Source organism: Bradyrhizobium sp. 14AA (assembly GCF_054185205.1).
In genome coordinates, this window is the sequence record NZ_JAVAYM010000030.1 from 72239 (window position 1) to 86312 (window position 14074).

Consider the following 14074-nt stretch of genomic DNA (forward strand, 5'->3'; position numbering starts at 1 on the left):
GCCCGCTTCCATCATGTCGCCTGCCCCGATCGAGCATGCCGACGGCCTGCCGCAGCCGCAGCGCAACCAGGCGGTGCTGACGATTGCGCTCGGCATCATCATGGCGGTCGTCGACAGCGCCATCGCCAATGTGGCGCTGCCGACGATCGCGGCCGATCTCGATGCGAGCCCGGCCTTCTCGATCTGGATCGTCAACGGCTACCAGCTCGCGATCACGATCTCACTGCTGCCGCTGGCCTCGCTCGGCGAGATCGTCGGCTATCGCCGCGTCTACCTCGTTGGGCTGGTGCTGTTCACGCTCGCATCCGCCTTCTGCGCGCTGGCGCATACGCTGCCGCTGCTCACGGTCGCGCGCATCATCCAGGGCTTTGGCGCGGCCGGCATCATGAGCGTCAACGCGGCGCTGGTGCGCTTCACCTATCCGCGCAGCCAGCTTGGCCGCGGCATCGGGCTCAACGCGCTCGTCGTCGCCTTCTCGGCCGCGATCGGCCCGACGCTCGCCGCAGGCATCCTCGCGGTCGGAAGCTGGCCCTGGCTGTTCGCCATCAACGTGCCGCTCGGCGCGATGACGCTGGTGCTGGGCCTGCGCAGCCTGCCGCACACCAGGCCCGCCAGCCATGCGTTCGACTGGCAGAGCGCGGGGCTGTCGGCGATCACCTTCGGCGTCGGGATCGCCGCCGTCGACAGCGTCGGTCACGGCGAGGCGGCCATCACCTGTCTCGTGCAGTTCGCCGTCGCCCTCGTGGCAGGCGCGCTGCTGATCTGGCGCGAAACCCACATGACCTCGCCGCTGCTGCCGGTCGATTTGTTGCGCATCCCGGTGTTCGCGCTCTCGATTGCGACCTCGATCGCCTCGTTCTGCGGTCAGATGCTGGCCTTCGTCGCGATCCCCTTCTACCTCCAGAGCCGCTTCGACTATTCGGCGGTGCATATGGGCCTGCTGATCACGCCGTGGCCGATTGCGGTGGCCTTCGCAGCTCCGCTCGCCGGCCGCCTGGTCGAGCATTATCCGGCCGGCCTGCTCGGCGGTATCGGGCTCACGCTGTTCGCCTGCGGCCTCGGCGCACTCGCCTTCCTGCCGGCGGCGCCGACGCCGCTCGACGTCATCTGGCGGATGGCGCTGGCCGGTGCCGGCTTCGGCCTGTTCCAGACCCCCAACAACCGCACCATGATCGCGGCCGCCCCGCGCGAGCGCGCCGGCGGCGCCAGCGGCATGCTGGGCACGGCGCGGCTGCTCGGCCAGACCACCGGCGCAGCGCTGGTCGCGCTGCTGCTCGGTCGCTACCCCATCGAAGGAACCAGGCTGGCACTCCTCGCAGGCGTCGGATTCGCGCTCTGCGGCGCGGTGCTGAGCATGCTGCGGCTGTCTCCGGCCGGCGCACGCGGCGCCGAACATGTCCGCGTGCAGGATGATCAGCGACTGCGCGGCGATTGACGCCAGCCCCACGCCCAGGTTCCCGCTGTTCTCACGCGCAACCTGTGCGTGGCTTAACTATCTGGATCAATGACGTATTGCCCTCCCGCCCTGGTTGCGCTTCAGTGCGGCGGGGAATAAGGGGCATTTCATGCGTTCATTTGGAATTGTGGCGCTCAGCGTCATGCTGGGCGGCTGCGCGTCTGTCACGCGTGGCACGACCGAAAACATCAGCATCTCATCGACACCTTCAGGCGTGGAAGCCATGGTCTCCGGGCTCGAAGTGCCCACCACCTGCACCACGCCTTGCGCCATCGTCGCCAAGCGCAGCGCCGACATCACGATCACCTTCGAGAAGGAAGGCTATCAATCCCAGACGGTGCAGCTCACCAAGGAAGTTTCAGGCACTGGCGCCGCCGGCTTCGCCGGCAATATTCTGGCCGGCGGCCTCATCGGCATGGGCGTCGATGCCGCGACGGGGGCGGCAACCGATCACAAGCCAAATCCGGTCATCGTGACGATGCAACCGGCGGCCCCTCCCCGCGGACGGCCGCCCGCGCCGAAGAAACCGCGGCCGCCCGCGGCGTCCGCGCCTGACACCGGCACTTAGAATCCAGCGCTGCGACACAAACAAAAAGGCCGGCTTCTCAGCCGGCCTTTTCAATTCATGACGCTTTCGATCAAGCCTTGACCAGCGGTCCCTTGGAGGTCGGCCCCTTGGAGCCGCCGGGGCCACCCGGCTTATTGGACTTGCCCGGCGGACGCTTGCGGGTGCCCGGGAGCTTCTCCTGCTTCGGCGTGACCGGGCCCTCGACGAATTCGAAGCCGATCTTGTCCTTGGTCTCGTCGGCCTCGTCCTTGACGAGGACGACGCGGACATGGCCGCCGCCCTTCAGCTTCCCGAACAGCACCTCATCAGCCAGCGGCTTCTTGATGTGCTCCTGGATCACCCGGGCCATGGGACGCGCGCCCATCTGCTCGTCGTAGCCGTGCTGGACCAGCCAGGTCTTGGCGGGCTCGGACAGCTCGATGGTGACGTCGCGATCGCCGAGCTGCGCTTCGAGCTGAAGCACGAACTTCTCGACCACCGTGCCGATCACCTCGACGCTGAGATGGCTGAACGAGACGATGGCATCGAGACGGTTGCGGAACTCCGGCGCGAACTGCCGGTTGATCGCCTCGTGGTCGTCGCCTTCCCGCTTCGAACGCGTGAAGCCGAACGCCTGCTTGGCGAGATCCGAAGCACCGGCGTTCGTGGTCATGATCAGGATCACGTTGCGGAAGTTGACCTGCTTGCCGTTGTGGTCGGTGAGCCGGCCGTGGTCCATGATCTGGAGCAGCACGTTGTAAAGGTCGGGATGCGCCTTCTCGATTTCATCGAGCAGCACCACGCAATGCGGATGCTGGTCGACGCCATCGGTGAGCAGACCGCCCTGGTCGAATCCGACATAGCCGGGAGGCGCGCCGATCAGGCGCGACACGGTGTGCCGCTCCATGTATTCCGACATGTCGAAGCGCAACAGCTCCACGCCGAGCGACGCCGCGAGCTGCTTTGCGACCTCGGTCTTGCCGACGCCGGTCGGACCCGAGAACAGGTAGCAGCCGATCGGCTTCTCCGGCTCGCGCAAACCGGCACGCGCCAGCTTGATCGACGCGGCGAGCGACTCGATCGCCTTGTCCTGGCCGAACACGGTGCGCTTGAGCGTCTGCTCGAGATGCTTCAGCACCTCGGCATCATCCTTCGACACGCTCTTGGGCGGAATCCGCGCCATCGAGGCGATCGTGGTCTCGATCTCCTTGATGCCGATCGTCTTCTTGCGCTTGTTCTCGGCCACCAGCATCTGCGCCGCACCGGACTCGTCGATCACGTCGATCGCCTTGTCGGGCAGCTTGCGGTCGTGGATGTAGCGCGAGGAGAGCTGCACCGCAGCCTCGATCGCCTCATTGGTGTACTTCAGCCGATGGTAGTCCTCGAAGTAAGGCTTGAGGCCCTTGAGGATCGCGATGGCGTCCTCGACCGTCGGCTCGTTGATGTCGATCTTCTGGAAGCGCCGCACCAGCGCGCGGTCCTTCTCGAAGTGCTGGCGGTATTCCTTGTAGGTGGTCGAGCCCATGCAGCGGATGGTGCCCGAGGCAAGCGCAGGCTTGAGCAGGTTCGAGGCATCCATCGCCCCGCCCGACGTCGCGCCCGCACCGATCACGGTGTGGATCTCGTCGATGAACAGGATGGCGTTGGGATGCGCCTCGAGCTCCTTCAGCACCTGCTTCAGGCGCTCTTCGAAATCGCCGCGATAGCGCGTACCGGCGAGCAGCGTGCCCATGTCGAGCGAGAACACGGTCGCAGCCGCCAGAACCTCCGGCACTTCACTGTCGACGATGCGTTTGGCAAGGCCCTCCGCGATCGCGGTCTTGCCGACGCCGGCTTCGCCGACGAACAGCGGGTTGTTCTTCTGCCGGCGGCACAGCACCTGGATCGCGCGGTTGATCTCGGAATTGCGTCCGATCACCGGGTCGATCTTGCCGTCGCGCGCCTTCTTGTTGAGGTTGACGCAATAGGTCTCGAGCGCCTCGCCCTTCTTCTTGGCGTCCTCGCTGCCCTTGGTCTCGGTCTCCTCGTCGACGCCGCGCACGGGCCGCGCCTCGGAGACACCGGGCCGCTTGGCGATGCCGTGGCTGATGTAGTTGACGGCGTCGTAACGCGTCATGTCCTGCTCCTGCAGGAAATACGCGGCATGGCTTTCGCGCTCGGCGAAGATCGCGATCAGGACGTTGGCGCCGGTCACCTCTTCACGACCGGACGACTGCACATGGATCACCGCGCGCTGGATCACGCGCTGGAATCCGGCGGTCGGCTTGGCGTCGTCGGCGCCATCCGTCACCAGGTTTTCAAATTCGGTCTCGAGATAGTTGACGAGACTCGTGCGGAGCTTGTCGAGATCGACGCTACAGGCACGCATGACGGCGGCTGCATCGGAGTCGTCGATCAAGGAGAGCAAGAGATGCTCGAGCGTCGCGTATTGGTGATGACGCTCGTTTGCGATCGCCAGCGCACGATGCAGGGATTGTTCAAGGCTTTGGGAAAAAGTCGGCATTCGCGTCCTCTATGGCCCCCACCATCATGATCGTCCTCGCCCGGTCAGGCAACAACAACCTTTGTCACATATAGTTATACAAGATCGCGGCGAAAGACCGGTTCCGCGACTCCGGCAGGCTGCACACCTGCGGCATCTTTCGATGCAAAACCCGTTCCGATTTGGGCGGGATCGGCGCCGGTGCGGGATTCCGTAATTTTGCCGGCTGCAACGGACATTGCGCGCAGACGTCAGGCGACGATCACGCGGCGACACGCACAAACTGCGACGGACACAAGAGCCGGCTTCAAACGCGCCGAGAGGTATTCTTACTTCTTTTCCATCACGCATTGCAGCGGATGCTGGTGCTTCCGGGCGAAATCCATCACCTGCGTCACCTTGGTCTCGGCGATCTCGTAGGTGAACACGCCGCACTCCCCGATGCCGTGATGATGGACGTGCAGCATGATCTTGGTCGCTGCCTCGATGTCCTTCTGGAAGAACTTCTCCAGCACGTGGACGACGAATTCCATCGGCGTGTAGTCGTCGTTCAGGATCAGCACGCGATACAGGTTCGGCCGCTTGGTCTTCGGCTTGACCTTGGTGATGACGGACGTGTTCGGCGTAGAGGGACCGCCGGAACGGTTCTCGTCATTGCTCATCCGGGGAGCGTGGGCGGCGACGGCCGCGGACAGGTCAAGTCTGGAAGACAATTGCGGCATGGCTCAGGCGTTCAAATTCCCCACGGAAGCGTATGACAGTTCACCGCGCGGCCCCAGCCTTCGGAGCCTCGCACAGGCGCGCCGCCCTGTTGGATCGCCGCTTCCAACCGGCCCGGTCCAAGCCGGGTCGGCTGCACCGAATATGGGCCCGCCCCCGGCTCGCCGCAAGCGTGCAACGGCTCGGCCGATGCGGCCGCGGCGGTCCTGATTCCCGATCCGGCGATCCTCACCAAGGTTAATCAATCCGGACCGATTTGACAAAAACTTCGACCCCGCCCCTTTAGAACGTGTTTGGTCAGGAACCGTCGTCAACGCGGCTGCGACGATCTCGCGCGGGATGCCTCCGGTTTTCTACGGTGCGAACGCCGAGAGGCTCTGTCCGGCGATGCCGGCGATCCAGATCGCCCTGATGTTCAAGGACATCGGGCGCATCGCTGCGAAGCTGCGCATGGCGCGCTGAGTCTTCCTCGCGCGCAAATAAAAAAGCCCGGCTGGATCAGCCGGGCTTTTTCGATTCCAGAAGGTCGGAGCGCTAGTTGGCGGCCGGGGTAAACTTCGACACGATGGTCTCGACCGGCTTGAACGCCTGCTTGGCGAGGTCGTTATAGAGGCCGGCGATCTTCTGCGACTCCGCAACGAAGGTCTCGTAGGCGGAACGGGCGAAGTCGGTCTGCGCTTCCATGGCCTTGTCCAGCGACTTCACGCCGGAAAGCTTTTCGACGAAGGACTTGGTGTCTTCGAACGACTTCTTGGTGTAGTCGCCATATGCGCTGGCGATCGCCTGAAGGCCGTGCTGCACCGAGGTCGCGGAGGCGACGTACTGCTCGAAGTGCTCTTTCCCGTAGTTCTGAAAGTCTTCAACCTTGAACATTTCGGAATCCTTTTCCCTGGCTCTCGTCGGGAAGCCCCGGCTCCCTGACTCTGCCCACAATTAGTGCAACGCACAAAAAAGTCAAGAATCTTGTGCGACGCACAAAACTAGATGCAAATCGCGGAGATTCCCGGGATTTCCCGCAAGGGTTCCTTAAGCTTTTGGAAACCGCGGCCCCCTACCCTGATTCCCTGGACGTGTTCATCTTCAGCAAATGGCGAAAGCCGTTTGAGAACATCACCTTAGCCAGAATAGCGGCTCAGGTCCAACGTCCCCCGCGGCGAACACCAGCGGAGGGGCAGCCTGAGCAGGTAATGATCCCGGGTCCATTGGGCACAATTTCGCCTCACGAGCCGGTGATCAAGTCAGAAACGGGGACGGGGTTCCATGCTTCGTAAAAACTTGTCTTCCTCGCGCTTGGCGCGGGTTGGCGTTTTCGGGCTTCTTACGGTCACCACCGCAGTCATCTTCACCACCGATGCTGCCGAGGCGCGGCGCCACCGGCGCCATTACGCGCACCACCGGGTGCAGCGCGATGTGTCCGAGAACTCCAGCCCGAAATTCGCGTCCATCATCGTCGACGGCAATTCCGGCTCCGTGCTTCAGGCAACGAGCCCCGACGGAATTCGGCACCCCGCTTCGCTCACCAAGATCATGACGCTGTATCTGCTGTTCGAGCGTCTCGAGTCCGGCAAGATGAAGCTCGACACCGAGATGCCGGTGTCCCAGCACGCCGCCGATCAGGATCCAACGAAGCTGAACCTGCGTGCCGGCCAGACCATTCGCGTCGAGGACGCGATCAAGGGCCTCGTCACCCGCTCTGCCAACGACGCCGCCGTGGTCATCGCCGAAGCGATCGGCGGCGACGAAGACGATTTCGCCCAGATGATGACGCGCAAGGCGCGCTCGCTCGGCATGTCCAAGACGGTGTACCGCAACGCCAACGGCCTTCCCAACGACGAGCAGGTCACGACCGCGCGCGACCAGGCCACGCTCGGCCGCGCCATCCAGGAGCGCTTCCCGCGCTACTATCGCTATTTCGCGACCTCGACGTTCAACTGGCGCGGTCAGTCGATCCGCAACCACAATCACCTGCTCGGCAGTGTCGAGGGCGTGGACGGCATCAAGACCGGCTACACCCGCGCCTCCGGCTTCAACCTCGTGACCTCGATGCGCCGCGGCAACCGCCACCTGATCGGCGTGGTGCTGGGCGGCCGCAGCGGCGGCTCGCGCGATGCCATCATGCGCAACCTGCTCGCGGAGAACCTCGAGAAGGGTGCGACCAACCACACCGTCGCCGCGGTCACCGAGCGCAACGGCGCTGACGCCAGCACCGAAGTCGCTGACGCGTCGGATACACCGGCCCGGCCCGCGCCTCAGGTCCAGACCGCTTCTGCCCCAGCCCCCGAAGCAGCCCCGTCGCGTCTCGCCGCACGCCTGTCGACGCTGGCGGCTGCGACCGCCGCCGTGCCGCCGTCCCAGCCCAGACCCGAAGCCAACAAGCCCGAAGCCAGGCCGACTGAATCCAAGATCGAGCCCGCGCCGCTCACCAACGGCGTGATCTCGAGCCAACCGCTCTCCATCATTCCGGGCTCGTCCGAGCCGATGAAGCCGGTCCGCGTCAAGACGGTTCAGGTCAAGGCCGGCGCCGTGAAGGTCGCCTCCGCCACCCCGGCCCAGGTCGGATCAGCTCAGGTCGCACCGCCGGTTACCAGCACCATTCCATCCCGCTCCGACGTCGCGGAGACCTCCACCGCCGTCGTCGCCCGTGCCGATCTCATCAACAAACCCGAGATCGCCAGCCAGCCGGAAGCGCCGAAGGCCGAGACCGCCCGCGCCGAACTGCCGCGCCAGCCGGCGGGCTTCGGCACTGGCAACGGCATCCTCGGCGTGCTGCCGGCCGCAACCGCCGCCGCGCCCGCCCCGGCTGCTCCGAAGCTTGCCTCGGCCGATCCGGCGCCGCAGCCGATCCAGATGAGCGCCACCACCAAGCCGGTCGTCACCCACAGCGGCTGGATCGTGCAGGTCGGCGCGCTCGAGAGCGAGAACGAAGCCCAGCAGCGCATCGACGCCGCGCGCAGCTCTGCCCGCGGTCTGCTCAGCAAGGCCGACCCGTTCACCGAGGTCGTCGCCAAGGACAATCGCAAGCTCTACCGCGCCCGCTTCGCCGGGCTCGAGCGCGACCAGGCCGAAGCCGTCTGCCGCGCCCTGAAGCGCGCCGATATCTCCTGCATCACCGTCCGCAACTGATCCGTCGCAAACCGCCAATCAAAATGCCCGCGCCTTGCGCGGGCATTTTTGTTTTTGGCGGGCGTCGATGCCAGTTCCGCGACAACCTCTCGTCAAGGATTTACGGTTAAAACTTTACTCAACGGATCAACCACGCCGACAACGGCGGGCATCAGGGCGACGGCAGACAGAGCAAGCGGAGCTCACGCGGTACGGGCGTTTGTAGCGTAGTGCCGGAGTTAGCCGTTATGCGTGCGAAGCAGAGTATCCTTGGCCTCGTTTACACGGGCAGCGAGATAGTTCGACCCCCCCTGGTCGGGATGGAGTTTCTTCATCAGGGACTTGTGAGCCCTGCTGATGTCGTCACGCCCCGCGCCCGGTTGCAGGCCAAGGATCTGATAGGCCTCCTCCGCCGTCATTTTGCCGCTCGCCGCCGTGCGGCGCTGCCGCCCTGCCGCGTCGCCCTGCGCGTTCTGACGCCAGGCGGGAAACCGGCGGTCCAGATAGCTTTCAAGTAAGGCCACGCTCTCGGCGTCGAACGTCGGGACCATCGCCAGCAGGCCAGCGAGATCGAACTCGTCGAGATCGCGCCCGGCGTGAGGCCCTGCAACGATCTGGCCGCCAAGCTGGCCGGAATCATGGTCGAGCCGCATATCCAGGAATTGCGAGCGCACGCGCGAGGCTTGCCTAGGCGACGGCGCCGCGCCGCCACCGAACAGCCCGCCGACATTGCCGAAGCCGGCGTTTGCCAGCGGTGTCCAGCCCAAGAGCCCTGCACCGAAAATCCCGAGCGGGATCGCCACCGCCAGCTCGCCCCGCAGGCCCGTGAAGGCCGCGACCGCCAGCGCCAGCACGCCGCCACCGAACCTGATGGCACGTGCCAGCACCGCCGGGTTGGCAGCGCGGAACATCTGGAGCAGAAGATAAAGCGTGATAACGGCGACAGCGCCGGCAATCAGGGTCATGACCCGAATATAGTCGTCCTGCTGTCAAAAAGCATGGCGTCTGCTTCCGTCACGTGCTGCATCGGCCCGAGCGCTACTTCATCTGGCCGATCAGCATCGCCGCGCCGCTCGCGGTCTTCGCCAGCTTCAGCAACGCCTCGCGGCCGCCGGCCGCATAGGCGGCAGCTGCCCGTAACAGCTCGCGCAGCTGCGCCGCCGCGCCGGGATCAAACCGGCACCAGGCACCACCGGTCAGGCGCGCGATCTCGCGAAAGGCCTGTTCGGCCACGGCGTCGTGGCCTTCCTGGAACACGAACACGGGCACCTTGAGCATGCCGAGCTCGCCGGCCTTGGTGCAGAGCTCGTCGACCTTCTCCTCCATGGCGTCGCCGACGAAGACGACCGCACGCACGCCGGATGCGATCGCCTCGCGCCGCGCCTCCGCCAGCACCTTTCCGATCTGGGTATCGCCGCCGCGGCAATCGATCTTGCTCATCAGCGTCGCCAGCCTGGCGCTGTCGGAGATCCACCCCGAGGCGCGGCACTCGTTGAAACCGCGATAGTAGACCAGCCTGATGTCGAGACTGCCGAGCGCCGCCGTCTCGCGAAACATGTCGGCCTGGAGCGCGCAGGCCATGTCCCAGGTCGGCTGCCGGCTCATCGTCGCATCCAGTGCGAAGATCAGCCGCCCCTTCGCGCCAGGGGTATGCGGTGACAGCGCGCGCGCCTTGGCGACGAAGGCGGCGATGTCCTCCGAGGTCGACGTCCCGGCCTGCGGCACCGCGCCGCCCGTTTGCCCCGAGACGGCATCGCCACCACGCGGTTTAATGGGTTCGCCCGACATCCCTGATCTTCATCGTGCGTGAGCACATAATGTGGTCAGTGCAGGCAGCCGGGTCAATGTGCAAAGCCCCCGCTGGCGGACGCCGGCGGGGGCTTTGAAGATCGTGACTGCCTATGAGGGAGAGATCAGCTCTTGGCCGGCGCCATCAGCGCGACCGGACCAGGCTCGAGAATCTTCGGCGGCGACGATTGCGTGTCGACCGGCGCTATCTCGCTGTCCGTCGCGCTCAGGAACTTGTCGAGCATGCCCTGGATCGAGTTCTTGGCCACATCCGGACCGGTGTCGCGCATATCGTTATGCTGGAATTCGGTCTTCACGACCTGGATGCCCGCCTTCTCGCACTCCTCGTCGGTCGGGATCACGCCCGCATCGGCCTTGAACTGCGGATCGGTGGAACGGAACGACAGGATCTTGAACTTGCCGGCGGTGACGAAGGGCACGCGCAGATTGTCCAGCGTGACGACCTTCTTGACCTCATCCGGATATTGCTTGGCGAAGTACATCGTGATGTCGCCGCCCATGGAGTGGCCGACCATCGTCACCTTGTCGTAGTCGGCGTTGGGCTGAACCTTCTTCATCTCCTGCATGGCGAGATGGATGTTGGCGACGCCGCGCAGGATCTGCGGCAGGCGGCCGACATAGAGCTCACCGGGCTTGGTCACCATCGGAGGGTCGGTCGGCAGGTCATGCTGGGGGCTCACGACGAGATAGCCGCGCGCAGCAAAGATGTTGGCGAGGAAGCCGTACTCGGTGTTCTTGACGGTGTTGCCGTGATTGATCACCGCGACCGGCATCGTGATCATGCCAGCATTGGCCTGCATCTCCTTGTCGCGACGGATCGCGATGTCGACAGGCACCGGGCGATTGTCGCGCGAAGCGTCGTAGAAGGTGATGGTCTCGTGCTTGATGGCCCACTTGCTCGCCGTGAAATAGGCGATGCCGCAGAGAGCACTGACCGAAACCAGAACGGCAATTCCACGCTTCATTTTCGTCCTCAGCCTCAGGCTCTTGCGGCCTGAATCCCTGTTGAAAATCGTGTTCTCTAGGGCTCTTTGGCCCCTTGTCGCCTATTCCCTAATATATGTCACAGCAGCGTGACAGGAAGGCCAAATATTGTGAACCGGCAGCCCTTTCATTGTGCGTCGCACACGTTTCTTGAGCATCCCGTTCTCATACGGCTACGTCAGGATGCAGATCACCATCTGACGCAACCGGGCCGGATTGGGTTCAATTTCGCGGTGAACGTGGGGTGAAAACGGCCAGAGGCCGGTTCGGTTCCCGCGGGAACAGGCCGTTCGAGTCGACTGAAGTAGCGATATACCGCCGCCTCAGGCGCCGAGGATGTCGTGGACCTCGAGCGGCTTGTCGATCTGGCTGAACCACTCGGCGCGATTTGCCGCACGGCGGCGGCCGCGCTCGTCCAGCGGCAGCTTGAGCTGGCGGAGCAGGCTCGTCACCTCCTCCCGTGCGGTGAGATGGCCGAGATTAGGCCGCATGCCGAGCGTGGCCTCGTCGATCTCGTCGAGGGCGGTCAGGCCGCGCGGGAAGAATTCGCGATAGACGACGCGTTCGGCGAAGCCGTCGACGTAGCGGAAGCCGAGCCGCAGCGACAAATCCTTGAGGCCCTCGGCCACCAGCTGCTTGTTGCGGGAGCCGAGCATCGACAGGCGGTTGCGCACGACAATCCAATCAGTGGTCGCGCCGTCGAGCTGGCGGCGCTTGCGGCGGGTGTCCCGCACCATCTCGGCGTAATGGCTCTCGCCCGTCACCGCGTAGTTGGCGGGATCGACGGTCCCCAGCACGTCGAAGTCGAGGAAGCTGTCGTTGATCGGCGTCACCAGCGTGTCGGCCATCGAGTGCGCGAGGCGCATCAGGTAGCTGTCGGTGCCGGGCGTATCGATGACGATGAAGTCGAAGCTGCTCTCGACCGCCGAGACCGCCTCCATGAACTGCTGGAACTCGGAATTCTCGTTCTCGGCGATCTGCATGGTCTCGCCGAGCTTGATGCAGCGATGCACCGGCAGCTCGAGGTCAAGCTTGGTGCGGTGCGCCCAGGCCGAACGGTTGCTGATGTAGCGGGTGAAGCTCTGCTGACGGCAGTCGAGGTCGATGGTGGCGACGCGCTGGCCGGCCTTCAGGAGCGCGACCGCGATGTGCAAGGCGGTGGTCGACTTGCCGGAGCCGCCCTTTTCGTTGCCGAGCACGACGACATGCGCCGAGCCCGATTGGCCTTGGCTAGCTTGCACAAGCATAGCGATCCTCAACACCCCTAACGAATATCTTCGAGTTGACCGCGTCTGCGGTCAAGTGAAATGCGTGACAGGTCATGCAAATCGCAGCGCGCCGTTCTGATGATGAATCGCAGCGCCGCCTCGCGTCCGTGATCCAGCCCACAATGTCGCGACATCCTGCGCGGCCTTACGCGGGATGCTGTGCCGCATCCGGATGCGTGGCGTCCATGATCGCCGCTTGTTAAGGTTAGCCGCCCCGGGCGCCAGGCCACGCCGCGCCGATTCCCCAACCCAGTCGAGTCCTGATGTCACCCAGCCCCATGATCACTCGCACGGTCCCAACCTTGCGACGCGCCGTCGACAATCTTCGCAAGCGAAAGGCCACGATCGCGCTGGTCCCGACCATGGGGGCGCTCCATGACGGGCATGTGTCGCTGGTTCGCCTCGCCAAGCGGCGCGCGAGCCGCGTCGTGGTCTCGATCTTCGTCAACCCGACCCAGTTCGCCCCGACCGAGGACTTTGGCGCCTATCCGCGCACCTGGAAGGCCGACATCGCCAAGCTCGCCGCCGAGGACGTCGACATCGTCTGGCACCCGGGCGTCGAGGCCATGTATCCGGAGGGCTTTGCCACCCGCATCGTGCCGGAGGGACCGGCGCTGGCCGGCCTCGAGGACCGCTTCCGGCCACATTTCTTCGGCGGCGTCGCCACCGTCGTCGGCAAGCTGTTCACGCAATGCCGCCCGGACTTTGCGATCTTCGGCGAGAAGGATTTTCAGCAGTTGCGGGTGGTGACGCAGATGGCGCACGACCTCGACCTCGGCGTCAAGGTGATCGGCTCCCGCACGGTGCGCGAGCGCGACGGGCTCGCGATGTCCTCGCGCAACGTCTACCTCTTGCCGCAGGAGCGGCAGACGGCGACCACGCTCTACCGCGCCATGAAGGACAGCGCCGGGCGCATCCGTGGCGGCGAGGCGATCGCGCCGGCGATGGCGCGCGGCGCCGAGACCATCAAGGCAGCCGGCTTTGCGCTCGACTATTTCGAGGTGCGCCATGCCGCGACGCTGGCGCCGGTCGCCTCACGCAAGGACGGGCCGCTGCGGATCCTGGTCGCGGCCAGGCTCGGCACGACCCGGCTGATCGACAATATCGCGGTTTAGAGCAATCCGAGATCGCGCAGTTCGCGGCGCATCGGCTCCGGCATGGCCGCGATCGAGCCGGCGGCGGACTTGCCGAGGTCGGGCGGCACGGAATCATCAGCGAGATAGCGCCAGCCCTGGAACGGGCGCATCGGCCGCGGCGACACCGAGATCACCTTCGGCTGCATCACGATCCGGCAGCGCCCGATGCCGTCCTTGTCGCGGAACGGCTCGATGCCGATGATCTTTTCGCGCGCGGCGACCTCGCCCTTGATCACCCAGTAGAGCGACCCGCCGGCGAGGATCTCGGCATCGCGCTTGGGCACCATGCGGGTGATGTGGATGTGATGTTGCGGCAGACCCTTTTTCTTGGCGGTCTGCATCCGTTCGGCCACCCACTCCTTCAATTCCTTGATGGAGTCGCAGCCGACGGCGAGCTTGATCAGATGGAGTGGCATGGCCCAGCATTAGCCGGGCAGCCATCCATTTGGAATGCCGATCTACTCGTTATCCGCAGCCGCGGGAGCGGCCGCCGCGGCCGGCGGCGGCGCGAGCGGAACCGGCGCGGCGGCCGGCGCCCGCGCGGCCTTCGGAGCCGGCGGCTTCTTCGCA

General features: G+C 65.0%; 13 protein-coding genes. 5 read left to right on the forward strand and 8 right to left on the reverse strand.

All coding sequences use genetic code 11. The features are described from left to right. The first annotated feature begins 13 nt into the window (after positions 1-13). Both RAD15_RS37670 and RAD15_RS37675 read left to right on the forward strand, forming a co-directional pair. Entirely contained in the window at positions 14-1435 is a 1422-nt protein-coding gene (locus RAD15_RS37670; protein ID WP_458183778.1) for an MFS transporter, read from the forward strand. 130 nt (positions 1436-1565) lie between these two features. After that, the gene (locus RAD15_RS37675) at positions 1566-2024 is read left to right on the forward strand and encodes a translation initiation factor 2 (RefSeq protein ID WP_458183779.1); all 459 of its coding nucleotides are present in this window, start codon (positions 1566-1568) and stop codon (positions 2022-2024) included. Between the two features lie 70 nt (positions 2025-2094). On the opposite strand, the gene clpA is transcribed toward RAD15_RS37675, so the two are convergent. Next, positions 2095-4506 (reverse strand): ATP-dependent Clp protease ATP-binding subunit ClpA, encoded by a 2412-nt coding sequence (gene clpA / locus RAD15_RS37680; RefSeq protein ID WP_458183780.1) that lies wholly within the window; start codon positions 4504-4506, stop codon positions 2095-2097. Between the two features lie 308 nt (positions 4507-4814). Beyond that, a complete protein-coding gene (clpS, locus tag RAD15_RS37685) occupies positions 4815-5147 on the reverse strand; it encodes an ATP-dependent Clp protease adapter ClpS (RefSeq protein WP_458183781.1) in 333 nt (110 codons plus the stop codon). Positions 5148-5544: 397 nt separating this feature from the next. Between clpS and RAD15_RS37690 the strand changes: the two genes are divergently transcribed. Continuing rightward, positions 5545-5667 (forward strand): hypothetical protein, encoded by a 123-nt coding sequence (locus RAD15_RS37690; protein ID WP_458183782.1) that lies wholly within the window; start codon positions 5545-5547, stop codon positions 5665-5667. A 72-nt stretch (positions 5668-5739) separates the two neighbouring features. On the opposite strand, the gene RAD15_RS37695 is transcribed toward RAD15_RS37690, so the two are convergent. After that, entirely contained in the window at positions 5740-6078 is a 339-nt protein-coding gene (locus tag RAD15_RS37695) for a phasin family protein (RefSeq protein ID WP_458183783.1), read from the reverse strand. Between the two features lie 387 nt (positions 6079-6465). Between RAD15_RS37695 and RAD15_RS37700 the strand changes: the two genes are divergently transcribed. Then, positions 6466-8328 (forward strand): serine hydrolase, encoded by a 1863-nt coding sequence (locus tag RAD15_RS37700; protein WP_458183784.1) that lies wholly within the window; start codon positions 6466-6468, stop codon positions 8326-8328. A gap of 218 nt (positions 8329-8546) precedes the next feature. Here the strand turns inward: RAD15_RS37700 and RAD15_RS37705 are convergent, their stop codons facing one another. The 4 genes from RAD15_RS37705 to RAD15_RS37720 form a co-directional block, all read right to left on the reverse strand. After that, positions 8547-9272, reverse strand: a complete 726-nt coding sequence (locus RAD15_RS37705; RefSeq protein ID WP_458183785.1) for a DnaJ domain-containing protein — start codon at positions 9270-9272, stop codon at positions 8547-8549. A 73-nt stretch (positions 9273-9345) separates the two neighbouring features. Then, positions 9346-10095 (reverse strand): VWA domain-containing protein, encoded by a 750-nt coding sequence (locus tag RAD15_RS37710; RefSeq protein ID WP_458183786.1) that lies wholly within the window; start codon positions 10093-10095, stop codon positions 9346-9348. 125 nt (positions 10096-10220) lie between these two features. Then, positions 10221-11081 carry an alpha/beta fold hydrolase gene (locus RAD15_RS37715; RefSeq protein ID WP_458183787.1) on the reverse strand — a complete coding sequence of 287 codons (861 nt, stop codon included), beginning with the start codon at positions 11079-11081 and terminating at the stop codon, positions 10221-10223. Between the two features lie 342 nt (positions 11082-11423). Then, positions 11424-12347 carry a division plane positioning ATPase MipZ gene (locus tag RAD15_RS37720; RefSeq protein ID WP_458183788.1) on the reverse strand — a complete coding sequence of 308 codons (924 nt, stop codon included), beginning with the start codon at positions 12345-12347 and terminating at the stop codon, positions 11424-11426. A 284-nt stretch (positions 12348-12631) separates the two neighbouring features. On the opposite strand from RAD15_RS37720, the gene panC reads away from it, so the two are divergent. Further along, positions 12632-13483: a pantoate--beta-alanine ligase gene (panC, locus tag RAD15_RS37725; protein WP_458183789.1), complete on the forward strand. Its 852-nt coding sequence runs from the start codon at positions 12632-12634 to the stop codon at positions 13481-13483. Here the strand turns inward: panC and RAD15_RS37730 are convergent. Beyond that, the gene (locus RAD15_RS37730) at positions 13480-13920 is read right to left on the reverse strand and encodes a DUF1489 family protein (protein ID WP_458183790.1); all 441 of its coding nucleotides are present in this window, start codon (positions 13918-13920) and stop codon (positions 13480-13482) included. The genes panC and RAD15_RS37730 overlap by 4 nt on opposite strands. Positions 13921-14074: the final 154 nt, after the last annotated feature.

Coding starts and splice junctions, on each gene's coding strand:
- RAD15_RS37670 (WP_458183778.1), top strand. CDS start 14: ATGTCGCCTGCCCCGATCGAGCATGCCGACGGCCTGCCGCAGCCGCAG.
- RAD15_RS37675 (WP_458183779.1), top strand. CDS start 1,566: ATGCGTTCATTTGGAATTGTGGCGCTCAGCGTCATGCTGGGCGGCTGC.
- clpA (WP_458183780.1), bottom strand. CDS start 4,506: ATGCCGACTTTTTCCCAAAGCCTTGAACAATCCCTGCATCGTGCGCTG.
- clpS (WP_458183781.1), bottom strand. CDS start 5,147: ATGAGCAATGACGAGAACCGTTCCGGCGGTCCCTCTACGCCGAACACG.
- RAD15_RS37690 (WP_458183782.1), top strand. CDS start 5,545: ATGCCTCCGGTTTTCTACGGTGCGAACGCCGAGAGGCTCTGTCCGGCG.
- RAD15_RS37695 (WP_458183783.1), bottom strand. CDS start 6,078: ATGTTCAAGGTTGAAGACTTTCAGAACTACGGGAAAGAGCACTTCGAG.
- RAD15_RS37700 (WP_458183784.1), top strand. CDS start 6,466: ATGCTTCGTAAAAACTTGTCTTCCTCGCGCTTGGCGCGGGTTGGCGTT.
- RAD15_RS37705 (WP_458183785.1), bottom strand. CDS start 9,272: ATGACCCTGATTGCCGGCGCTGTCGCCGTTATCACGCTTTATCTTCTG.
- RAD15_RS37710 (WP_458183786.1), bottom strand. CDS start 10,095: ATGTCGGGCGAACCCATTAAACCGCGTGGTGGCGATGCCGTCTCGGGG.
- RAD15_RS37715 (WP_458183787.1), bottom strand. CDS start 11,081: ATGAAGCGTGGAATTGCCGTTCTGGTTTCGGTCAGTGCTCTCTGCGGC.
- RAD15_RS37720 (WP_458183788.1), bottom strand. CDS start 12,347: ATGCTTGTGCAAGCTAGCCAAGGCCAATCGGGCTCGGCGCATGTCGTC.
- panC (WP_458183789.1), top strand. CDS start 12,632: ATGTCACCCAGCCCCATGATCACTCGCACGGTCCCAACCTTGCGACGC.
- RAD15_RS37730 (WP_458183790.1), bottom strand. CDS start 13,920: ATGCCACTCCATCTGATCAAGCTCGCCGTCGGCTGCGACTCCATCAAG.